Genomic DNA, 21,357 nt, shown 5'->3' with positions numbered 1-21,357 from the left:
TGGGACCTACCGCCGCTTGAGGGTTCCGTTATCCGATCCGTGAACGCGATCTCGAATTCGTTATGATGTGCGGAACCACCGCGTCGTTTCGTCCCGGAACCCCTACTTGTCTGGCGCGCCTCCCTCGAACATGGACTACGAGGGGATCGTCCTCGACGTCGACGGAACCGTCGTTCGCGGCGACGAGCCGATCGACGGCGCGTCCGAGGGATACCGGATCGCGGCGGAGGCGGGACTGGAGCCGCTTTTCGTCTCCAACAACCCGACGAAGCCGCCCGCGGCCTACGTCGACCGGCTCGGGTCGGCCGGGTTCGCCGTCGACGCCGATCGCGTGATAACGGCCGGAACGGTCACGGTCGAGTACCTGAAACGCCACCACGCGGACGACGAGCTGTTCGTGATCGGCGAGTCGGGGCTCTTCAAGCTGCTCTCGTCGGCCGGCCTCTCGACGACGGAGTCGATCGAGGACGCCGAGGTCCTCCTCGCCTCCCTGGACCGGAAGTTCGACTACGAAGACCTCTCGCGGGCGCTTTGGGTCCTCGAGGACGGGATCCCCTTCCTCGGGACCGACCCGGACGTCGTCATCCCAGCGCGCGAACGCGACGTCCCGGGATCGGGTGCGGTCATCAACGCGATCGCCGGCGTCGCGGAGCGTGAGCCGGATCTCGTCTGCGGCAAGCCGTCCGACCCCGCGATCGACCTCGTCACGCGACGGATCGGGGTCGCCCCCGAGGACTGTCTCGTGGTCGGCGACCGCCTCGATACGGACGTCGCCCTCGGCGAACGCGCGGGCATGACGACGGCGCTCGTGACGACCGGCGTCACGGACGAGGCCGACGTCGCGGACAGCCCGTACGATCCGGACTACGTGCTCGATTCGCTCGCTGACATCGATCGGATCCTCCGAGTGGATCGTGGACCTCGGTCCGGGTGAAGGCGCGCGGGTGAAAAAATCCGAGTTCGAGCGGGGTCACCGGCGCCAATCCGCTCGTCGATACAGCGTCAACGTAGATGTCGCGTCGGCGTCTAGAACGCGTCTCCGTAGGCCGAGATGTCGGCGCGAAGCCCCTCACGAAGCGCCGAGTGGACGTGACAGATGTCCTCGCCGCGCTCTACGATCTCCGCGAGCTCGTCGTCGTCGAGGTCGGCCTCGACGTGGAGGTCGAAGGCGATGGACGCGAGGTCGTCCTCGTCGTCGAGCTCCGCCGACGCGTCGATCTGTACCTTCCCGAGGTCGTCGACGCCGCGCTGTTGGCCGCCGACGCGGAACGCCGGGATGTAACAGGAGGCGTAGGTGGCCACGAGCGTCGAGTTCGGGTCAGGACCCGTCTCGCCGGTCGCATCAACCTGCAGGTCGAAGTCGCCGACCTGGCTCGTACACGCGTAGCCCTCCTCGCTCACCGTCGTGGTCTCGATGTCGGACATGACGTCCCCATCTCCGTCGGAGACGTCCTAAAGCGTATCGGCCTCGATCGACGGCGGCCCGGCCGGGACCGGCCCGACCGCGAGCAGCTTGATCGAAAGCGGCCGGACCGCGAGCGACGTCACAGTTCGTAGGTCTCGTCGCCCTCGAGGATCACGGCCTCGCTCGGACCGGCGGTCGCCTCGACCTCGCGGACGAAGTCGTCGGTATCGATCTCGATCGGCGGGAACGAGTCGTAGTGCATCGGGAAGGCGACGTCCGCGCCGACCCAGTCGGCGGCGATCGCGGCCTGTGCCGGCCCCATCGTGAAGTGGTCGCCGGCCGGCAACGCGGCGGCGTCGGGCTCGAGGAACGGGCCGATGACCTCGCGCATCTCGACCATCAGGCTCGTGTCCCCGGCGTGGTAGAACGTCGAGGTGTCGGCGTCGGACTCCTGGGTCGGCTTCGAGTCGGAGATCACGAACCCGGCGGGCATCCCGGCGGACGCGCCGTAGTCCGTCTCGATGCCGTTCGAGTGGTCCGCCCGGACCATCGTCACCCACGCGTCGCCGCACTCCACGGTCCCGCCGAGGTTCATTCCCATTCCCCCCACGGCCTTATCGTGACCGAAGGTGTCCTGAAGATACGACGCCAGCTCCGGCGTCGCGACCACGGTCGCGTCCTCGTAGCGGTCGGCGTCGCCGATGTGATCGGCGTGGCCGTGGGTCAAAAGGAGGTAGTCCGGATCGAGCTCCTCGGGTGAGACGTCCGTCTTCGGGTTGTCGAAGAACGGATCGATGAGCAGGTCGGTTCCGCCGACGGAAACGTGCCACGTGGAGTGGCCGTGCCAGGTGAGCTCCATGGTCACCTACACCGTCGGTCGGATACCTATTAAATGCCGCCGCCGACGGAACGAGCGTAAGGCGAAAGTGGAGCGAACGCCAACGTCCGGCTCCGGAACGCCACAACCGCCGGCTCCGGAACGAGGTACTCTCGGAGTCCGGAACCGTGCAATACCCAACTCCCGAAAGCTGCACCCTTAAGGGCGACGCACGCCCACGGGACCATATGCAACCACGGGACCTCTCGGATCACTCCCCGTACGTGCCCGGCCGCGGCGACGAGGAGGTCGCCCGCGAGCTCGGGATGGACCCCGAGGAGCTGATCACGCTCTCCTCGAACGAGAACCCACACGGCGCGAGCCCCGACGCCGTCGCCGCCATCCGCGAGCACGCGGAGGCGATACGTGTCTATCCCAAATCCTCACACGCGGACCTGCGTGCCCGTCTCGCCGACCGGTGGGACGTGAGCGAGGAGCAGGTCTGGGTGTCCGCGGGCGCCGACGGCTCGATCGACTACCTCTCGCGGGCGATGCTCGAGCCGGGCGACCGGGTGCTCGTGCCCGAACCCGGGTTCGCCTACTACGGCATGTCCGCGAAGTACCACCACGGAGAGGTCTCGACGTACTCCCTGGACCGGAGCGATTCGTTCACACAGACCGCGGAGACCGTCCTCGACGTCTACGAGGGCGAGCGGATCATCTACGTCACCTCCCCGCACAATCCCACCGGCTCGACGATGTCGATCGAGGAGGTTCGCCTGCTCGCCGACGCGACGGCCGAGGAGACGCTCGTCGTCGTCGACGAGGCCTACGGCGAGTTCGCGGAGCTGACCTCGGCTGTCTCGCTGCTCGACGACCGCGACGACGTCGCCGTGCTCCGGACGTTCTCGAAGGCCTACGGGCTCGCGGGTCTGCGCGTGGGATACGCGCTCGTCCCCGAAGCCTGGGCCGACGCGTACGCCCGGGTCAACACGCCCTTCGCGGCGAGCGAGTTGGCCTGTCGAGCCGCACTGGCGGCGCTCGACGACGACGATCACCTCGAGCGATCGATCGAGTCGGCCCGGTGGGGACGCGAGTACCTCCGGGAGACCCTCGACGCGCCGACCTTCGAGTCCGCCGGCAACTTCGTTCTCGCGGCGGTTGGCGACGCCGATCGGGTGACCGAAGCTCTCCAGGAGGAGGGCGTCATCGTCCGCGATTGCACCTCCTTCGGACTGCCGGACTGCATCAGGATCACGACCGGGACGCGCGAGGAGACGCGGACCGCCGCAGAGCGGATAAACGGCGTCCTCGAGCGGATCGAACCCGAGGTGGACGCCTGATGCGCGTGGCCGTCACCGGAACACCCGGAACCGGAAAGACGTCGGCGACGGAGCGACTCGCGGACGAGGACGGATCTCGAGAGTCCGGGGAGGACATGAACGTCATCCACCTCAACGAGCTGATCGAGTCCGAGGCGGACCTCTGGACCGAACGCGACGAGGACCGCGGGTCGCTCGTCGCGGACCTCGAGGCGATCTCCGACCGGCTCGGTGACTGGGACGGGATCCTGGAGTCACACCTCGCGCACCACTTCGAGGCCGATCGCGTCGTCGTGCTTCGGTGTGCGCCCGAAGTCCTCGAGGACCGACTCCTCGAACGCGGAGAGCCGGAGGCGACGGCGCACGAGAACGCCGAAAGCGAGGCCCTCGACGTGATCCTCTCGGAGGCGGTCGAGCGGTTCGGCCGCGAGCACGTCTACGAGATCGACACGACCGACCGCGACCCCGACGCCGTCGCGGCCGAGATCGAACGAGTTCTCGACGGGGACCGCGACCCGAGCGTCGGGACCGTCGACTTCACCGGGTACCTGTAGATGGGGGGAAAGGCCGATGACGTCGGGAGGAGACCGATGACGTCGGGAGGAGACCGATGACGCTCGACCGACTGCGGCCCCTCGCGGACCGACTGCTCGGCCCCTGGGTGACCGCCGCGGACCGGGTCGGACTGACTCCCGACTGGGTGAGCGTGATCGCCTTTTTCGCCGCGATCGCGGCCGGTCTGGCCTTCTCGCTCGCGACGACGGCCGGGTACCTCGCCGGCGCGCTTCTCGTCTTCGCGAACGGCTGGCTCGATCTCGTCGACGGCGCGCTGGCGCGAGAGCAGGGCATCGAGTCCTCCGGCGGCGACCTGCTCGACCACGTCCTCGACCGCTACGCCGACATCGCGATCCTCGCGGGGCTCGCGGCCGGGATCGGACGGTACGGGCTCGGTCTCGCCGCCGTCACCGGCGTGTTGATGACCTCCTACCTCGGGACGCAGATCCAGGCGGTCGGGCTCGGCCGCGAGTACGGTGGACTGCTCGGTCGAGCGGACCGGCTCGCGCTCGTCGGGATCACGGGCGCCCTCGCCGCTCTCCACTCCGGATCGATCGTCGCCGACGTCGGGATCGTCGGCGCGCTCCTCGCCCTGTTCGCCGTCGTCGGTCACCTCACCGCACTCCAGCGGTTTTGGGGCGCCTGGTCGGATCTCTGAGTGCGGGAGTTCCCGCGATATCGGCGGCGAGCCAAGAGCTTAAAAGGAGGCACGGGATAGATCCGACCATGCCCACCTTCGAGTTGTCCCTCTCCGACGACGTCTACTCCGAGTTCCAACAGCTGGCCGAACAGGAGTTCGTGAGCGAGGAACAAGCGGCCGAGGAGCTCATCTCCTCGGGAATCGAGGCCTACAACGTCAGCATCGTCGACGACGAGCCGCGCGACGAGATGATGGAGAGCGCGGAGAACAACATGTTCGACACCGCCCAGGACCCAGGAAGCATCGAGGACGACCGCCTGTAGCCCTTTCTTGCGGATTCGGTCCCAATCCCGGTCCCGAATTACGCCGTTCGCCGCCAGGACGCCGCCGCCTCCAGCTTCGAGAGCGCCGAACGAGCCTCCGATCGCAGGGTTCCGTAGAACCGCTCGCGTCCTGCAGGCGTCCGGACTCGAACGACGACCGTCCCCTCCGTCACCCGGAAGACGGAGAGATCCCACGAACTTCCGTCGTGTCTCCAGACGCCCTGGAGGGTGGTCTCCTCGTCGTCGATCACGCGTGATCCCCACTCCCAGCGCAACCGGTCGGGTCGAACCAGATCGAAGGGAAGCAGTTGCGATCCCTCCTCTCGAACCTCCCCGTCGAGGTCGGAGTCGTGGGTAGACATACCACGTGGATCGACGCTGGTCGATAAAAGCGTGGCCATCCCGACCATGCAGGGCTTCATGCGGTCGTGTTCATGCGGTCGTGTCTCCGTGTCTGGTACTTGCGGCGGACGGGCCGTACGCTTCACGGCGACGAGTCGCGACGACGTGTGCGATCCTCACCGCGCGAGCCGAACGGTCGGTTCCGCGTCCTCGTTCGTGGTGATGATCCCGTCGAACAGCTGTTTGAGCGTGTTCATCGTCTGGTCGTCGTGGGCCGTCGAGTCGATACAAAAGAGCCCGAGCCCGTCGACGCTCTGCACCCGGCCGGTGAAGACGTGGAGAAACCGGAACACCGTCTGCAGCTCCGCGTACATGAGAAGCGTCGACAACGAGTGGACCATGATCCGGTTGCGCTCGATCCCGCGGTCGGTGTAGAATGCCTCCAGGAACTCCGAGAGCTTGATCCCGATCCCGGTCATGTCGACCGGCGAGGAGGCGTACTTGATCCGGTCGTCGTCGCGGACGTCGTCGACTCCCTGCTGGCGGGAGACGCAGTCGACGACCGCCACCGGCCGGTCCTCGTAGTCGATCCGCTTTCGGTAATCCTTCAGGACGCGATCCGCGCCGTCCTTCGTCGTCACGATGATGGAGGAGTCGCCGCCCCGCGTCCCCTCCGCGAGAACGTCGAGCACGAGGCTTCGTTTTCCGGTCATCGCCGGACCGCTCACGAGGAGGTTCGTTCCCGGATCCACCTCGGCGTCGAGGTGTGGACGGAGGTCATACATCTGTGGGCCCCGCGTCTCCCGCTTCGAGCCGCGGGCATGCGATCGATCGGCGCACCGTCCTGCCGGGGTTCATCAGGTGTCAGTAGGATGAGTCGTGCGGATAATATTCTTTTTGATCACCGTCAGACGAATCCGCCGGGCGCCGGCGGGGCGGGCTCCATCGGACGGACGTCGACGGTCCTCATCCGAACGGCGCCGCCCGCCCGGCGATGAACGCCACCACCGCGAGAAGCATCCCCGCCTTCAGCCGCCGCTGTGCGCTCGCCGGGTCCCGAAGCGACCGTACGGCCGCGGCGAGCATCACGAGATCGGCCGGGACGATGACGAGGAGGTACGCCGTCCCGAAGTCGCCGCGGAAAAACGGGAGCGCGCTCGCCGCCACCGCCGTCGCGAGGATGGCGATCCCGATCCACGTCGCGTTCCGCTCGCCGATCACGATCGGGAGCGTGTTGAGTCCCTCCTCGCGATCGCCGGCGACGTCCTCCACGTCCTTTATGATCTCCCTCGTGATCGTCGCGACCGCCGCCAGCACGAAGAGCACGCCGGCCCCGAACGGGGACCCAACGGCCGCGCCGCCGAAGAGGAACGTGGAGCCGGTGAGAAACCCGACGACGACGTTTCCCACGCCCGGAAGCCCCTTGAACAGTTCCGTGTACGCGAGCAGCAACGCGAGGTTGAACACGGCGATCCCGATGGCTGCGGGCGGCAGGAGGAGCGCGGCTCCGATCGCGCCACCGAACAGGACGATGGCGAACGCGAGCGCGCCCCTCGCCGAGATCGCGCCGCGTGGGATCGGCCGATCCGGTCTGTTGACTCGGTCGATCTCCCGGTCGAAGTAGTCGTTCACGGCGTTCCCGGCGCCCGTGGCGAGAACGGTCGCGCACACGGCGGCCGCGACGGCGGGCGCGTCCCCGGCAAGCACCTCGCCGCCGGCGACGTACGCGCCCGTGAACGTGAGGACGCCGGCGGAAACCGCGTTGAGGGGCCGCGTCAACTCGAGTGCACCCCGTGCGGTCCGGCCCATCGACATACGTCACCACGAGACCGCGACGGCTTAAAAGGGATGGCGGTTCCCGATCGCGATCCGGATCGCGGGACTTAAACACCCGACCGGACTACCCAGGTATCGAGGGCGCTTAGCTCAGCCTGGACAGAGTACTTGGCTTCGGACCAAGCTGCCGCGGGTTCAAATCCTGCAGCGCCCATCCTGTCACGACACGATTCGCGGCTAAACTCAAATACCTTTTAGAGACCTCTTACTCGCCGATTTACGGAGAATCGCGTGTTTGCGGAAGGGCTCTAAAATTGGATCCCAACTCGTCACGAGTTGCGCCCCCGTCACGTCGTGCAATAACCTCCGCAAACGGAGGGGATTTCCGTGGATAATCGCTGGTATCTCGCCTACCGGCGGTACCACTGCCACGCCTGTGGCGAGGCATGTCTCTTGAGGGATGGGGTGGGTCCGTGCCCCCGGGAACTGCGATCGCGACGTCGCCGTACGTCGGCGCTCGAAGGTCACCGATTCACCGCACCTCACCGACCGTCGTGAGCGGCGACCGGGAAGTCCGCCCAGGCGCGGCCGATGACCGAGTACGCGGCGACCGCGAAGTAGAACCCGACGAACGCCCCGGCGATCGTTCCGAGGATCGGAACCACGTTGAGGACCCCGACGACCAGTCCGCCGATCAAAAACACCAGGATCATCGTCACCCACGCGAGGGCGTACGGTCGGGACGTCCAGATCGTAGACAGCGTCCCGAAGTCGAACCCGGCCCCGATGGACTCCGTTCGTGCGAAGTTGGCCAGCGCCGCCGGAAGCAGGTAGGAGACGAGCAACGCGAGGCCACCCCACAGGAGCCCGCCGAGGATCACGCCAAGGACGCCGATGCCGGCCAACGGTCCGTCCCCTCCGAGACCGATTCCGACGCCCCCGAGGAGGACGACGCCGCCGCCAACGATGGCGGGAAGGAGGGCGTAGACGAACCCGATCACGGCCGCCTTCACGCCGGTGATCGCCAGCTCCCCCCACTCCTCGAAGGCCGGCGGAACGTCGTCGCCGTCGGCCGTCCGGTCAAGGACTCGAACGAGGTAGCCTGAAAGGAGGAAGATCGGGACGACGAGAAACGAGAATAACGAGAGCAGGCCGCCGATGACGACGATCATCGCGACGTCGTCGCTCTCCGTGGGATATCGGATCGCCGTTTCGACCGCCCCGACGATGCCGTCGTCCCGTCCGTCGTTCGCCCCGTCACGTCCCGTCCGGATCCCCGGTTCTTTTTCTTCCGTTGTCATGTCTGATCGGACGAGACGACGCGGCGAATGCCTATAGTTACGATGGGACTACCGGACCCCGAACGAGACGTGTGTGGCCGACGTGTGTGAGTGGTCCGACTCGAGTGGTGACTCAGAGGACGCGATGGACCGCCCGTTCGACGTCGGGAGCGCTCGGCAGCACCTCGGCTTCGAGGTCCGGTGCGAACGGGACGGGCGTGTCCGCGACCCCGACGCGCTGTGGCGGCGCGTCGAGCGAGAAGAAGCCGTCCTCGATCACCCGAGCCATCACCTCGGCGTGAAATCCGTACGACATCGGGCTCTCGTCGGCGACGACGAGACGGCCGGTTTTCGCCACGCTGTCGAGAATCGTCTCGGCGTCGAGCGGGTACAGCGACCGCGGATCGATGACCTCCAACTCCGCGGTGCCCGCGAGGTCGTCGGCGACGGCCATCGCCTCGCCGAACAGCCGCTGGGTGGCAACGACCGTGACGTCGTCGCCCGCCCGCTCCACGCTCGCCTCGCCGAGCGGGACCGTTCGGTCGCCGGTCCGGACCTCGCCACGTTCGCCGTAGATGGCCTTGTTCTCGAAGAACATCACCGGGTCGTCCGACCGGACGCTCTCCTTGATGAGTCCCTTCGACGCCGCCGGCGTCGCGGGAGCGACGACCTTGATCCCGGGCAGGTGTGAGACGAGCGTGTGGACGGTCCCGGAGTGCTGGGCGGCGGCACCGAGGGTTCCCCCCTCGGTCGCGCGAAGGACGAGCGGCACCTCGCTTTCCCCGCCGAACATGTATCGGGTCTTGCCGACCTGGTTCATGATCTGGTCGAAGCAGACGCCGATGAAGTCCGAGAAGCTGAGTTCGACGACCGGTCGAAGGCCAGTCGCCGCCGCACCCACGGCGGCCCCGACCTGCGCAGCCTCGCTGATGGGCGTGTTCCTCACGCGTCGATCGCCGAACTCGTCGTGGAGTCCAGCCGTGACCTCGAAGGACTCGCCGTCGCGCTCGTCCTGTCCGTACAGCATCACGTACTCGTCGCGCTGCATCTCCTCGCGAAGCCCCTCGCGGATGGCCTCACGGATGGTCATCCTGTCGGCGTCGCCATCGCACGCGTCGGCCTGCACCATCAGTACGTCCCCCAGCTCGATTCCTCGCGCGCCAGTCTACTTCTGTGGGCCTCGACGTCGGGCGCGTCCTCGACGAAGACGTCGTCGTACGCCGCGCTCGGAGGGGCCTCCTCGCTCTCCCTGGCGAACGTCACCGCCTCCTCCATGACCGCCTCGACCTCGCTGCGGAGCGCCTCGTGGTCGGCTTCGGAGAGGATTTCCTCCTCGAGGAGCTCCTCCGTGTAGTTCCGGATGGGATCGCGGTTTTCCTTCCACTCCTCGACCTCCTCCTCGGTCCGATAGGGCTGCGGGTCGCCCTCGAAGTGCCCACGGTAACGGTATGTCTTCGCCTCGATCAGGGTGGGTCCGTCGTCGAGGGCCCGCTCTTTGGCCTCGGCCATCTCGTCGTGGACCGCCTCGACGTCCTGTCCGTCGACGACCTCGCCCGGGACGCCGTAGCTCGCGGCCATGTCGACGAGGTCGTCGACGTTGTGCTGTTCGTCGAACCGCATCCCCTCCGAGTAGCGGTTGTTCTCGATGACGAACACGACCGGCAGGCCCCAGGTGGCCGCCAGGTTGAACGCCTCGTGGACCTGTCCGGCGGCGGTGGCGCCGTCGCCGACGAACGCGACGGCGATCCAGTCCGCGTCCTCGTACTGGGCGGTGAGGCCGGCGCCGACGGCCAGCGGGGCGCTCGCCCCGACGATGGGTTGTGCGCCGAGCATCCCCTCGTCGAGGGACGCCACGTGCATCGAGCCGCCCTTTCCGTCGCAGTAGCCCGTCTCCTTCGCGTACAGTTCGGCCAGTGCACGGTCGGGGTCGAGCCCCTTCGCGATGCTGTGACCGTGGGCCCGGTGTGTACTGGTGATGTAGTCGTCGACGGTGAGCGTCCCGCAGACGCCCACCGCGACGGCCTCCTGGCCCTGCGAGAGGTGTACGAACCCGGGGATCTCGCCGTCCGCGAACCGGTCCTGGACGGTGTCTTCGAACTCCCTCACGAGCAACATCCGACGGAGTGCCTCGATCTTACCGTCGTCCGTGTGAATGTCAATCTCTGTCACTGGTGACGCGTTGCCTACATTCGGACATAGTTGTTTTGATGGTGGGAGTCTCGGGACGACGGGCGCTTGAAGTCGATCGGTGAAGTCCGGAACCGGACGAGAGTGGTAACCTGCCGAACGTGAAGAAGTCGCCGTCGAGGGCGTTCGGCTGTAGGGAGCGGACGATACAGCTCGAACAGCCGCTACAGCTCGAACAGCTCCTCGCCGGGCGCGAGGTGGGCTTCGACCGTGTCGGGATCGAGCGTGACTCCGAGTCCGGGTTCCTCCGGCACGTCTATCGCGCCGTCCTGGATGAGGTCCGCGTTCTCGGTGTGCATGTCGTCCCACCACGGCACCTCACGCGCGTGCCACTCCAGCGCGAACGCGTTGGGGACGGTGGCACAGACGTGGACGCTCGCCATCGTGCCGATCGGACTCGAGATGTTGTGTGGCGCGATGGGCACGTCGAAGGCGTCGGCCACGGTCGCGATCTTCCGGAACTCGAGCAGCCCGCCGCACTTTTGAATGTCCGGCGCGGCGACGTCGAGGGCCTGCTCCGAAAAAAACGGGAGGAAGTCCTCGACACGGGTGAGGTTCTCCCCGGCGAGGATGGGCGTCGACGTGCTTTCGGACACCTTGCGGTGGGTCTCGGCGCTCTCCGGCGGCACCGGGTCCTCGATCCAGTCGAGATCGTACTCCTCGACCTCCCGTGCGATCTTGGTCGCGGTCTCCACCGAGAAGTTCCAGTGGAGGTCGAACCCGAGCGTCGGCTCGTAGCCGATCTCCTCGCGGACGGCGCGAACGATGTCGACCTTGTGCTGGATGGCCGGACGCGACAGTCGCCGCGTCGCGGTGTCTGCGTCCTCGATCTTCACGTCGAGGTCGAACTTCAACGCCCCGAAGCCCTCGTCGATGACCTCGCGTGCCGCCTCGGCGTACGACTCCGGCGAGTACACGTCGCGGGGGTCCTGTGAGGTGGCCTCCGCCAGGTTCTCGCCGGCGTGGCAGTCGGCGTAGATCTGGACCTCGTCGCGGTACTTCCCGCCGAGCAGCTGGTAGACCGGCAGTCCCGTGAGCTTCCCCGCGATGTCCCAAAGCGCGATCTCGATCCCCGAGACCGCCGCCTGGGAGTATCCGGTCGACCCGCCCAGGCCCGAAAGCAGCTGGGTCATGTGCTCGGTGAGGCGATCGATGTCGAGCGGGTTCTGGCCGACGAGACCGGGCTTGAGGAACTCCACGTGCTCGCCGGCCGGGCCGGGGAACGCCTCACCCAACCCGTACACGTCGGCGTCGGTCTCGACCTTCACGAGCACCCACGGGAAGTTCCCCTCCACGACCGCCGTCTTGATGTCCGTGATCTCCACGTCGCGGTCCGGCGCGCGACGCTGATCCGTCTCGCGTAGATCGCGCCATCCGATGCCGCCCATCATGTCCGCGACGAGCTGGCGATATTTCGAATCGTTTGCCATACCGTTTCACTCGACACTCACCACTATAATGAAACTTGTTGCGCGTCCTGGCCTCGGACCCCGGTCGGATCAACCGTACCCGCCGTCACCGGCAGCCGGACTCTCTGGACCGTCTCACCCGCGAAGCGTTTCCATGTGGTCGATCCGGCGTTGGACGAGGTCGCGCGTTCCGATGTCGTGGCGGATCCGAACGCGGTCGCCGGCGGCCGCGAGCGCGTCCTCGGCGGCGCTCTCCGCGGCGGAGATGGAGTCCCCGAGGCCGACGACGGCGAAGGCCCGCGAGGTCGTCGTGTAGATGCCGTCCTCGCGGGCGTCGACGCTCGCGTAGAACAACAACGCGTCCCCGACGCTCTCCTCGTCCACGTCGATCCGCGCGCCCGAGTCGGGGTCGGTCGGATAGCCGGCCGGAACCGCGTACTTGCAGACGGTGGCCTCCCCGGTGAACTCGAGTTCCGGGAGCGGCTCGCCGTCCCGCGCGGCGGTGATGACCTCGAGGAACGGCGTCTCGAGGACGGGAAGCGTGTTCATCGCCTCGGGGTCGCCGAAGCGGGCGTTGAACTCGACGACCCTCGGACCCTCGGCGGTGAGCATGAACTGCCCGTAGAGGACGCCCTTGTATTCCGGCAGGGCGTCGACGACCGCCTCGATGATGGAGACGGCGTCCTCGTAGTCGCCGTCGTCCATGAACGGCAGCGAGAACCCCGTATCCGAGTAGGACCCCATCCCGCCGGTGTTCGGCCCCTCGTCGCCCTCGTAGGCGCGCTTGTGGTCCTGGACCGCGGGCGTGGTCCGCACCTCGCCGTTCGCGACGAACGCCTGGATCGTGAACTCCTCGCCGACGAGCCGCTCCTCCAGGACGACCCGGTCGTAGTCCGACTCGCGGAGGTACGTCTTCGCCTCCTCGTCCGTGACCTGGTCGCCGATCACCTTCACGCCCTTGCCGCCGGTTAGTCCGGCCGGCTTGACCGCGAGGTCGCCGTCGTAGTCGTCGATGTATCGGCAGGCCGCCTCCATGTCCTCGAAGGTCTCGAAGTCCGGACAGCCGGGAACGTCGTTCTCGCGCATGAACCGCCGCTGGTAGGCCTTGTCCGTCTCGATCCGGGCCTCCTCGGCGCGCGGGCCGAAGGTGTAGACTCCCGCGGCGTCGAGCGCGTCGGAGACGCCCGCTTCCAGGCCCGACTCGGGGCCGACGATCGCGGCATCGGCGTCCACGGACTCCGCGTACTCCACGATGGCGTCCGCGTCCGTCTCGTCGATCGACTCGAAGCCGGCCGCGGCCCGGACGATGCCGGGGTTCTCGTTCGCCGCACACGCGTACAGATCACAGTCGTCCACGAGGGCACGCGCGATCGCGTGCTCGCGGCCGCCGCCGCCGACCAGCAGGACGGTCTCGGTCATACGCGGGAAGTTTGCTCACGGTAGTGTAAACCTTGTCCTTGAAAACCGCACGACGATCCACGGATGTGGGGATATCGGAGACCCCGTCAACGTGTATCTCCTCGTGCGGCTGAAGCCGTGGATTCCCTTCGCGGACCTCTGTAGGACGGCTTTTCCCCGTCGAGGCACAACTCCGTCCATGACCACTCCGACCGATCGAAACCGGCTGACGGCGGAGGCGAGTCCGTACCTGCGCCAGCACGCGGACAACCCCATCAACTGGCAGCCGTGGGACGACCGGGCCTTCGAGATCGCGGACGATCACGACGTGCCGGTGTTCGTCTCCATCGGCTACTCGGCGTGCCACTGGTGTCACGTGATGGAGGAGGAGAGCTTCTCGGATCCCGACGTCGCCGAACTGCTCAACGAGTCGTTCGTCCCCGTCAAGGTCGACCGGGAGGAGCGGCCCGACGTCGACTCGGTGTTCATGACGATCTGCCAGCTCGTCACCGGGGGCGGCGGGTGGCCGCTTTCGGCGTGGTGTACCCCGGAGGGCGACCCCTTCTACGTCGGCACCTACTTCCCGCCGGAGCCGACCCGCGGCCGGCCGGGATTCACACAGCTCTGTGAACGCATCGCCGACTCCTGGAGCGACCCAGACCAGCGCGCGGAGATGGAGTCACGCGCCGAGCAGTGGCGGGCCGCGGCGCGCGACCGCGTCGAGTCCGTGCCCGACCAGCCGGGCGAGTCGCCGGGCGAAGCGATCCTCGAGGAGGGCGCGGCCGCGGCGGTGCGTGGATACGACGAGGAACACGGCGGGTTCGGATCGAGCGGCCCGAAGTTCCCGCAGCCGGGGCGGATCGAACTGCTCTCGCGTGCGTACGCGGTCTCCGGCCGTGACGCGTTCGCGGAGGCGATGACCGGAACGCTCGACGCGATGGCCGCCGGGGGCGTGTACGACCAGATCGGCGGGGGATTCCACCGATACGCGACCGATCGGTCCTGGACGGTCCCGCACTTCGAGAAGATGCTCTACGACAACGCGGAGCTCCCGCGCGTCTACCTGCGGGCCCACCAGCAGACCGGCGATCCGCGATACGCCCGGATCGCTCGCGAGACCTTCGCGTTCGTCGAGCGGGAGCTGTCGGACGGGGACGGCGGTTTCTACGGCACGCTCGACGCCCGAAGCGTTCCCCCGGAGTCGCGCCCGTCCACGAGCGGTGACCCCGAGGAGGGCGCCTTCTACACCTGGACGCCCGAGGAGGTCGACGCTGTCCTCGAGGAGCCCGCCGCCTCCCTGGCTCGCGATCGCTACGGAATCTCCCCGGGCGGCAACTTCGAGGGCGGCACGACCGTCCCGACGCTCGCGGCGTCGATCGACGACATCGCGGCGGAGTACGACCTCGATCGGAGTTCCGTCGGCGAACGGCTGATGGACGCACGCGTGGCGCTCTACGAGGCCCGCGAGGAACGCCCTCGCCCCGCACGCGACGAGAAGGTCATCGCCGGCTGGAACGGACGGATGATCTCCGCGTTCGCGGCCGGCGCACGGGTCCTCGATCCGTCGCTCGCCGACCGGGCGGAGTCGACGCTCGCCTTCCTCCGAGAACACCTCTGGGACGCCGAGGAGGGCCGACTCGACCGGCGCATCATCGACGGCGACCGCCAGGGACCCGGCTACCTCGGGGACTACGCGTACCTGGCTCGCGGCGCGTTCGACACCTACCAGGTCACCGGGGAGATCGACCACCTGGCGTTCGCGATCGAACTGGCCGACCGCGTCGTCGACGCCTTCTACGACGAGGACGCCGGGACGATATACACGACGCCGGCACAGCCCGAGGACGGAACGGCGGGGAGCCGTCTCTCGGTCCGCCCGCGCGATTTGACCGACCGTTCGCTCCCCTCGAGCGTCGGGATCGCCGCAGGCCTGCTCGCGGATCTGGACGGCTTCGTCGGCGGCGATTCCGGCCGTCCGTACCGCCGGATCGCCGAACGAGTGGTCGAGACGCACGCCGACCGGATCGAGGCGAGCCCGCTCGAACACGTCTCGTTGGCCCTCCTCGCGGACCGCCTGGAGCGCGGCGGAACGGAGCTCGTGATCGTCGGCCCGGAGCTGCCGACGGGGTGGTGGGAGACGCTCTCCGAAACGTATCTCCCGAACGCGACGGTGGCGCCCCGTCCGAGCGACGACGATCGCCTCGACGAGTGGACGGAGCGCCTCGGACTCACGGAGGTCCCGCCCGTCTGGGCCGGCCGCGACGCGAGGAGCGGCGAAACGACCGTATACGCCTGCCACGGGTTCGCCTGCTCGCCGCCGGAGACCGACCTCGAGGACGCCCTCGAGTGGCTGCGAGCGCGCGAGTGAGGCGATTTCGCTGGGGGCTTCGTGAATCCGTCTGCCCGCCCCGGCCGGAGCGGGCGGCGATCGCGGCGCCGCTTCGCGGTTGGGTACGTTCTTAACCCCGGAGCGAGACCCGAGCGTATGGAACGGTACGACCTCCTGTATCGCCTCTACGAGGAGTTCGATACGGAGACGTTACGCGAGTACCAGTTCTTCGTCGATCTGTTTCCGCCCGTCGACTCCCGCGTCGCGCTCGAACACTGGGAGGAGGCCAGCGACGAGCTCGACCGACGGAAGTCCGCGATCCGCGAGGCGTTCCCGGCGGGCGCCACCTTCGCGGAGATCGCCGCCTACGCCGACCGCGAGACCGCGTTCTCGGGCCTCGATCTCCTGAATCGATACGGACGTGCGGTCAACGCGCTCGTCCTCGACGTCGACGAGACCCTTCGATCGGCCGGCGGGACGGACAACGAGATCCCACGCGAGACGCTCTATCTGCTCACGGAGTTCCACGAGCGGGGCGTACCGATCGTCATCTGTACCGGACAGACTCTCGAGAACGTAAAGGGGTTCATGATCCAGGGACTCGGAAACGAGCTCGTCCACTCCGGGACCCTCTCCATCGTCTACGAGGCCGGAAACGGCGTGTTCACGCCCGGACACGGCTCGCGGACCAAACGGCTCCTCTACGAGTCCCTCGACGACGACGTTCGCTCCGTCTTCGAGTCGGTCCGAACGCGAATTCTCTCCGAGGCGCCCGAGGCGGTCCGGCGCGGCTGTCACCTCCAGGGCAACGAGTTCAACGTGACGCTCAAGCCGAACTTCGAGACGGGGAGCGCGGACGCCGAGACCGTCATCGACCGCGGGCTGATCCACCTGATCGACCTCCTCGGGGAGGCCGTCGTCGACGTCCGATCCGGCGCCGATGGCGAGATCGAAGATGTGGGGATCGATGCCGACTCCACGGATGGTGCCGACGACGACGCCGATACCAACGTCGGCAGCCAGTGGGCGCGCGCACACTACGGCCACCTCGATCCCGAGATCAGCGAGGTTCTCGAGGCCGCGGGCGAGACGAGCGACCGCGATGTCGAATCGATCCCCGGTCCGATCTCGGACCTCCTCGAGAGGGTCGACGTCGGCTACTACCACGCCGACGCCGCCGAGATCAGCTCGCTCGAGCTCAACAAGGTCGAGGGCATCACGGCCGCCCTCGACGTGCTCGGGATCGACGACCCGTTCGTGCTCGTGATGGGCGACAGCAAATCCGACCTCCGGATGATGCGGTGGGCCGAGGAGAACGGAACCGGAATCTCCGCGGCCCCGGACCACGCCTCGCGCGACGTGCTCTCACACGTCATGGGCACCGACGAGCTCACGTTCAAGGCTGGCCAGTCCGCACGCATGCTTCGAACGATCTACGTACTCAACCTCCTCGCACGGCTCGAGTGAGGGCTCGAAAACCGCCCGTTCAGGCGGTAGCCGACCGGCTGTTCAGGAGTCGTCGGGATCGGGGCGATGGACCTCGCCGTCTCGCGAGTCGGCGTCCCGGCGTCTGAGGGCGGCGGCCGCATTCGAGGCGTCGTAACCGAAGAGCACGTCCTTCGTGTAGACCTCGGCGACCTCGGTGGCGTGAACGAGCGCGTCGACGTCGACGTCGACCGCGTACAGCTCGACCGAGAAGGGCGTTTGCGGCGGAGCTCCGTGGACGTCGTAATCGCCGCCCAGTCGCGATCGGAACCCGCGTGCGATCGTTTCGAGCCAGTAGGTGGTACCGTACTCGACGTCGTAGAGGGGAACGACGAACTCGTCGACGTACTCGACGAGCGCGTCGAGATCCAGCCCCGAACGCGCATACAGGTGTCCGGGATGCGGGTCCGGATACAGCGTGAGGTACGTCCGGCCGGGAATCCGCTCGCTCGCGTCGGCGACGAACTCCGTTATCACCTCGGCTCGCCAATCCTCCCACCGTTCGTGATCGCTGTCGGCGAAGTTCCGCTCACAGCGGTCACACTGGCAGTAGCCTTCCCGTGGGAACCCGACGTCGTCGAGCCGCACGTCGGGATGACGCTCGCCACAGTCCTCGATTATCTCCAACAGCCCCTCGCGGTAATCGGGATGGGTCGGGCAGATGTAGGCCCAATCGAAGTGGGTCCGATCGCGGGTCGCGGGCTGGCCGCGGTCGTTGACGGGGACCAGATCCGGATTCTCGCCGGCTGCCGCGTTGTCGCCGAAACACGAGACCATGTTCACGGCGTCGTCGATCGGTTCGGACGCGCGGCCGGTGACGTCCTTCACCTCGTAGAAGCCGCGATCGAACTGGTCCATCGAGACGTCGTCGGCGTTTCGCGTGACGATACCGTACATGTCCGTGGGTACTCGACGAGCGGTGTTAAAAAGGACGTTCGCGGACGAGCCCGCGTCATCTCGGCGTTTCGTGCGGAAGTCGGTGGGTCCGCACGAACTCGGCCGTCCTGTTCCGGGTTTGGATCGCGCTACTCGACCTCGACCGGCTCCTTGTCGCCGGAGACGAGGAAGTACACGACTGCTACGAGGACCAGTGCGACCACCAGTTTTGCTTTCGAGCTCATGGTCGTCCCTCGGTCGGGGAGCGGCTAAAAACTACCGGGAAGGTTTCGTGTCGATTCCTCGACCACGATCGCAATTCCGGGTTCAAACGTCGATGTGTTCGGCGATCCGATCGCGGATGATCTCGGAGCAGTAGTCACAGCGGACCCCGTCCTCGAGCACCTCGAATCGGGTCGCGACCGGTTCCGAATCGTTCGAGATGCAGTTCCGGTTCGGACACGAGAGCACGCCGACGACCTCCGACGGTCGTTCCACGCGGTTCTTCTCGACGACGTCGTACTCGCGGACGATGTTGATCGTCGCCTCCGGGGCGATGAGCGAGAGCACGTCGACCTCAGACTGGCTCAGCTCGCGGCCCTCGACTTTGAGGATGTCCTTTTGACCGAGACGGTCCGAGGTGACGTTCATCCCGATGGAGACGCCGAACCCCTCCGAGCCATCGATCCCGAGGATGGCGAGGACGTTGAGTGCCTGTCCGCCCGTGATGTGGTCGATCACGGTCCCGTTTCGGATCTTCGAGACGCGGAGTTCGTGGTCGGTGGGATCGGCGCTCATCGGTCCGTCCCCCCGAGAAGGGCGTCCAAAAGCGCCATCCGAACGGGGACTCCGTTGTGCGCCTGCTCGAAGTAGCGGGCGTGGTCCGTCTCGTCGATCTCCGGGGCGATCTCGTCGACGCGGGGAAGCGGGTGCATGATCGTCAGGTCCTCGCGGGCGGACGAGAGCGTTTCGGCGTCGATCTGATACTGGCCGGCGACCGATCGGTACTCGTTCTCGTCGGGGAATCGTTCGCGCTGGATCCGGGTGACGTACAGGACGTCGAGTTCGGGAAGGACTCCCTCAAGCTCGGTGTGTTCGCGGACTCGTGCACCCGACTCGTGGAGATCGAACCGGACCGATCGCGGGAGCCGAAGCGACTCGGGGCTGATGAAGTGCTGTGTGGCGTCGAAGTTCGTCAACGCCGCCGACAACGAGTGGACCGTCCGACCGTACTTGAGGTCGCCCATGACGCCGATCGTGAGGTCGTCGAGGCCGTGTCGCTCCCGGATCGTGTACAGATCGAGGAGCGTCTGGGAGGGATGTTGGCCCGCGCCGTCGCCGGCGTTTATGACCGGCACGTCGACGAACTCCGAGACCATCTTCGCGGAGCCCTCGCTCGGGTGGCGCAACGCGATCGCGTCGGCATACCCCTCGATCACCCGGGCGGTGTCGGCGAGCGACTCGCCCTTCTTCACCGACGACGACTCGATCGATCCCATGTCGATCGTATCCGCGCCGAGCCGCTTTGCCGCCGTCTCGAAGCTCATCTTCGTGCGCGTGCTCGGCTCGAAGAAACACAGCGCGAGCACGGACTCCGAATACCGGTCCGCGAACGTCGACGGCGAGTCGTCGATCGTTCGCGCCCGGTCGAGCACCGCCTCGATGTCCGCCCGCGAGAGTTGGGTCGCGGTGATGAGGTGGTCCTGACGCATCGTCTATCCCGCCGGTTGGAACCGTCTTGAATCCGTCGGGTCAGTCGTCTGCTGCGGACGGTCCTCCCTGTGACGTTGCGCCCTCGATGCTCGGCGGATAGACGCCCCGATCGAGCCGGAGGTCGGATTTCGGGCGCGCCATGCAGGTCAACGCGTACCGCTCGGCCTCCTCGTCGGTGAGGCCACGCGCGGCCGGTTGAGTCACCTCGCCGTCGACGATCTCGGCCGAACAGGCCAGACACATCCCGACCCGACAGGAGTACTCCTGGGCGATGCCCTCCTCCAGGCAGGCGTTGAGGATCGTCTGCGTGTCGGACACCTCGATCGTCTCGCCGGTCCCGACGAACTCGACGGTGTACTCGGCCATACCGATCCGATCCGCGCACGGTCGGCAAAACTCTTGTCATGGGTCCGGATCGCCATGTCGGTACCTCCACGCCAGTCATTCGCAACGCTAATCCCGCGTTGCCCGAACATACCCGGTATGAAGGCCACGGCACGGGCGCATCCGATCCAGGGACTCGTCAAGTACCACGGCATGCGCGACGAGGAACGGCGGCTGCCGTATCACGACTCCATCAGCCTCTGTACGGCGCCGACGGCCACCACGACCACCGTCGAGTGGGAACCGGACGGCAGCGAGGACGTCTTTCGGATCGACGACGACGTCGTCGAGGGGCGTGCGGGAGAACGAGTCGAGGCGGTCGTGGATCGCGTTCGGGCCTTGGCCGGGTTCGACCACGCCGTTCGGTTCGAAAGCGAGAACTCCTTCCCCTCGAACATCGGGTTCGGGTCGTCCTCCTCGGGATTCGCGGCCGCGGCGACCGCGCTCGTGGAGGCGGCCGGCCTGGATCTGTCCCGCCCGGAGATCTCCGCGGTCGCCAGACGTGGATCGTCCTCGGCGGCCCGCGCGGTGACCGGCGCCTACTCCATCCTCGAGACCGGGCTCAACGACGAGGACTGCAGAGCCCGCCGGCTCCCGGTCGGCGAGGGCGAGGACGGATTCGATCCCGAATCCGACCTCCGGATCGTCGCCGCTCACGTTCCGTCCTACAAGGAGACGGAGGAGGCCCACCGGGAGGCGGAGGCGAGCCACATGTTCGACGCACGGATGGCCCACATCCACGGACAGCTGGCCGAGATGACCGACGCGCTACGTGCGGGATCGTTCGATCGGATCTTCGAACTCGCCGAACACGACTCGCTGTCGCTGACGGCGACGACGATGACCGGACCGGCCGGCTGGGTCTACTGGCAGCCGGAGACGATCGCGGTGTTCAACGCGGTGCGGGAGCTCCGCGAGGAGGGCGTCCCGGTGTACTTCTCGACGGACACCGGTGCGTCGGTGTACGTCAACACGCGGGAGCCGTACGTCGACGAGGTGGAGTCCCGGATCGCGGAGATCGGGATCGAGACCGACGTCTGGTCCGTCGGGGGCCCAGCGCGAATTCTGGACCCGAGCGAGTCGCTCTTTTGAGGCGAGTCCGCGTTCCGAATCGTA

General features: G+C 67.2%; 22 protein-coding genes and 1 tRNA gene. 9 read left to right on the top strand and 14 right to left on the bottom strand.

Annotated features, from left to right (window positions below; genetic code table 11):
- Window positions 1-130: 130 nt before the first annotated feature.
- Entirely contained in the window at window positions 131-934 is an 804-nt protein-coding gene (locus ACZ5YD_RS03615; RefSeq protein WP_379741700.1) for an HAD-IIA family hydrolase, read from the top strand.
- Window positions 935-1,026: 92 nt separating this feature from the next.
- Here the strand turns inward: ACZ5YD_RS03615 and ACZ5YD_RS03610 are convergent, their stop codons facing one another.
- Window positions 1,027-1,425 carry an OsmC family protein gene (locus tag ACZ5YD_RS03610; RefSeq protein WP_379741697.1) on the bottom strand — a complete coding sequence of 133 codons (399 nt, stop codon included), beginning with the start codon at window positions 1,423-1,425 and terminating at the stop codon, window positions 1,027-1,029.
- Between the two features lie 119 nt (window positions 1,426-1,544).
- A complete protein-coding gene (locus ACZ5YD_RS03605) occupies window positions 1,545-2,264 on the bottom strand; it encodes a metal-dependent hydrolase (protein ID WP_379741812.1) in 720 nt (239 codons plus the stop codon).
- A gap of 206 nt (window positions 2,265-2,470) precedes the next feature.
- Here ACZ5YD_RS03605 and hisC point away from each other — a divergent pair, with 206 nt between their 5' ends.
- The 4 genes from hisC (at window position 2,471) to ACZ5YD_RS03585 (ending at window position 5,062) form a co-directional block, all read left to right on the top strand.
- On the top strand, window positions 2,471-3,565 hold the full coding sequence (gene hisC, locus ACZ5YD_RS03600; RefSeq protein ID WP_379741694.1) for a histidinol-phosphate transaminase: 1,095 nt from the start codon (window positions 2,471-2,473) through the stop codon (window positions 3,563-3,565).
- Window positions 3,565-4,098 (top strand): adenylate kinase family protein, encoded by a 534-nt coding sequence (locus tag ACZ5YD_RS03595; protein ID WP_379741691.1) that lies wholly within the window; start codon window positions 3,565-3,567, stop codon window positions 4,096-4,098. The genes hisC and ACZ5YD_RS03595 overlap by 1 nt, the downstream gene beginning before the upstream one ends.
- 56 nt (window positions 4,099-4,154) lie before the next feature.
- Window positions 4,155-4,757, top strand: a complete 603-nt coding sequence (locus tag ACZ5YD_RS03590) for a CDP-alcohol phosphatidyltransferase family protein (protein WP_379741688.1) — start codon at window positions 4,155-4,157, stop codon at window positions 4,755-4,757.
- A 68-nt stretch (window positions 4,758-4,825) separates the two neighbouring features.
- The gene (locus ACZ5YD_RS03585; RefSeq protein WP_379741685.1) at window positions 4,826-5,062 is read left to right on the top strand and encodes a DUF7120 family protein; all 237 of its coding nucleotides are present in this window, start codon (window positions 4,826-4,828) and stop codon (window positions 5,060-5,062) included.
- 38 nt (window positions 5,063-5,100) lie between these two features.
- Here the strand turns inward: ACZ5YD_RS03585 and ACZ5YD_RS03580 are convergent, their stop codons facing one another.
- The 3 genes from ACZ5YD_RS03580 to ACZ5YD_RS03570 form a co-directional block, all read right to left on the bottom strand.
- Window positions 5,101-5,424, bottom strand: a complete 324-nt coding sequence (locus ACZ5YD_RS03580) for a hypothetical protein (RefSeq protein ID WP_379741682.1) — start codon at window positions 5,422-5,424, stop codon at window positions 5,101-5,103.
- A 156-nt stretch (window positions 5,425-5,580) separates the two neighbouring features.
- On the bottom strand, window positions 5,581-6,189 hold the full coding sequence (locus tag ACZ5YD_RS03575) for an RAD55 family ATPase (RefSeq protein WP_379741679.1): 609 nt from the start codon (window positions 6,187-6,189) through the stop codon (window positions 5,581-5,583).
- A 181-nt stretch (window positions 6,190-6,370) separates the two neighbouring features.
- On the bottom strand, window positions 6,371-7,219 hold the full coding sequence (locus ACZ5YD_RS03570) for a geranylgeranylglycerol-phosphate geranylgeranyltransferase (RefSeq protein ID WP_379741676.1): 849 nt from the start codon (window positions 7,217-7,219) through the stop codon (window positions 6,371-6,373).
- A gap of 100 nt (window positions 7,220-7,319) precedes the next feature.
- Here ACZ5YD_RS03570 and ACZ5YD_RS03565 point away from each other — a divergent pair.
- A tRNA-Arg gene (locus ACZ5YD_RS03565) sits at window positions 7,320-7,394 on the top strand.
- A 328-nt stretch (window positions 7,395-7,722) separates the two neighbouring features.
- Here ACZ5YD_RS03565 and ACZ5YD_RS03560 read toward each other — a convergent pair.
- From ACZ5YD_RS03560 to purD, 5 genes are all read right to left on the bottom strand, one after another.
- The gene (locus ACZ5YD_RS03560) at window positions 7,723-8,481 is read right to left on the bottom strand and encodes a DUF4013 domain-containing protein (protein ID WP_379741674.1); all 759 of its coding nucleotides are present in this window, start codon (window positions 8,479-8,481) and stop codon (window positions 7,723-7,725) included.
- Window positions 8,482-8,593: 112 nt separating this feature from the next.
- Window positions 8,594-9,589 (bottom strand): alpha-ketoacid dehydrogenase subunit beta, encoded by a 996-nt coding sequence (locus tag ACZ5YD_RS03555; protein ID WP_379741671.1) that lies wholly within the window; start codon window positions 9,587-9,589, stop codon window positions 8,594-8,596.
- Window positions 9,589-10,629 carry a thiamine pyrophosphate-dependent dehydrogenase E1 component subunit alpha gene (locus ACZ5YD_RS03550; protein WP_379741668.1) on the bottom strand — a complete coding sequence of 347 codons (1,041 nt, stop codon included), beginning with the start codon at window positions 10,627-10,629 and terminating at the stop codon, window positions 9,589-9,591. The genes ACZ5YD_RS03555 and ACZ5YD_RS03550 overlap by 1 nt, the downstream gene beginning before the upstream one ends.
- 182 nt (window positions 10,630-10,811) lie before the next feature.
- Window positions 10,812-12,077, bottom strand: a complete 1,266-nt coding sequence (locus tag ACZ5YD_RS03545) for a mandelate racemase/muconate lactonizing enzyme family protein (RefSeq protein WP_379741665.1) — start codon at window positions 12,075-12,077, stop codon at window positions 10,812-10,814.
- A 114-nt stretch (window positions 12,078-12,191) separates the two neighbouring features.
- Window positions 12,192-13,475 (bottom strand): phosphoribosylamine--glycine ligase, encoded by a 1,284-nt coding sequence (purD, locus tag ACZ5YD_RS03540; protein WP_379741662.1) that lies wholly within the window; start codon window positions 13,473-13,475, stop codon window positions 12,192-12,194.
- A 178-nt stretch (window positions 13,476-13,653) separates the two neighbouring features.
- Between purD and ACZ5YD_RS03535 the strand changes: the two genes are divergently transcribed.
- Both ACZ5YD_RS03535 and ACZ5YD_RS03530 read left to right on the top strand, forming a co-directional pair.
- Window positions 13,654-15,822, top strand: a complete 2,169-nt coding sequence (locus ACZ5YD_RS03535; protein ID WP_379741659.1) for a thioredoxin domain-containing protein — start codon at window positions 13,654-13,656, stop codon at window positions 15,820-15,822.
- A 117-nt stretch (window positions 15,823-15,939) separates the two neighbouring features.
- Window positions 15,940-17,250 carry an HAD family hydrolase gene (locus tag ACZ5YD_RS03530; RefSeq protein ID WP_379741656.1) on the top strand — a complete coding sequence of 437 codons (1,311 nt, stop codon included), beginning with the start codon at window positions 15,940-15,942 and terminating at the stop codon, window positions 17,248-17,250.
- A gap of 42 nt (window positions 17,251-17,292) precedes the next feature.
- Here the strand turns inward: ACZ5YD_RS03530 and ACZ5YD_RS03525 are convergent, their stop codons facing one another.
- The 4 genes from ACZ5YD_RS03525 to ACZ5YD_RS03510 all read right to left on the bottom strand — a co-directional run bounded on the left by ACZ5YD_RS03525 (window position 17,293) and on the right by ACZ5YD_RS03510 (window position 20,223).
- Window positions 17,293-18,165: a glycoside hydrolase family protein gene (locus ACZ5YD_RS03525; RefSeq protein WP_379741652.1), complete on the bottom strand. Its 873-nt coding sequence runs from the start codon at window positions 18,163-18,165 to the stop codon at window positions 17,293-17,295.
- A 306-nt stretch (window positions 18,166-18,471) separates the two neighbouring features.
- Window positions 18,472-18,942 (bottom strand): aspartate carbamoyltransferase regulatory subunit, encoded by a 471-nt coding sequence (pyrI, locus tag ACZ5YD_RS03520; protein WP_379741649.1) that lies wholly within the window; start codon window positions 18,940-18,942, stop codon window positions 18,472-18,474.
- Window positions 18,939-19,856 carry an aspartate carbamoyltransferase gene (gene pyrB / locus ACZ5YD_RS03515; RefSeq protein ID WP_379741646.1) on the bottom strand — a complete coding sequence of 306 codons (918 nt, stop codon included), beginning with the start codon at window positions 19,854-19,856 and terminating at the stop codon, window positions 18,939-18,941. Before pyrB ends, pyrI begins: the two co-directional genes overlap by 4 nt.
- Before the next feature lie 40 nt (window positions 19,857-19,896).
- Window positions 19,897-20,223: a 2Fe-2S iron-sulfur cluster-binding protein gene (locus tag ACZ5YD_RS03510; RefSeq protein ID WP_379741643.1), complete on the bottom strand. Its 327-nt coding sequence runs from the start codon at window positions 20,221-20,223 to the stop codon at window positions 19,897-19,899.
- A 117-nt stretch (window positions 20,224-20,340) separates the two neighbouring features.
- Here ACZ5YD_RS03510 and mvaD point away from each other — a divergent pair, with 117 nt between their 5' ends.
- Window positions 20,341-21,333, top strand: coding sequence for a phosphomevalonate decarboxylase MvaD (gene mvaD / locus ACZ5YD_RS03505; RefSeq protein WP_379741640.1), 993 nt, complete (start codon window positions 20,341-20,343; stop codon window positions 21,331-21,333).
- Window positions 21,334-21,357 lie beyond the last annotated feature (24 nt).

This window comes from Halopenitus salinus, from assembly GCF_055397165.1.
The sequence above is the reverse complement of the archived record's forward strand: the minus strand, read 5'-3'. Positions and strand labels throughout refer to the sequence as shown.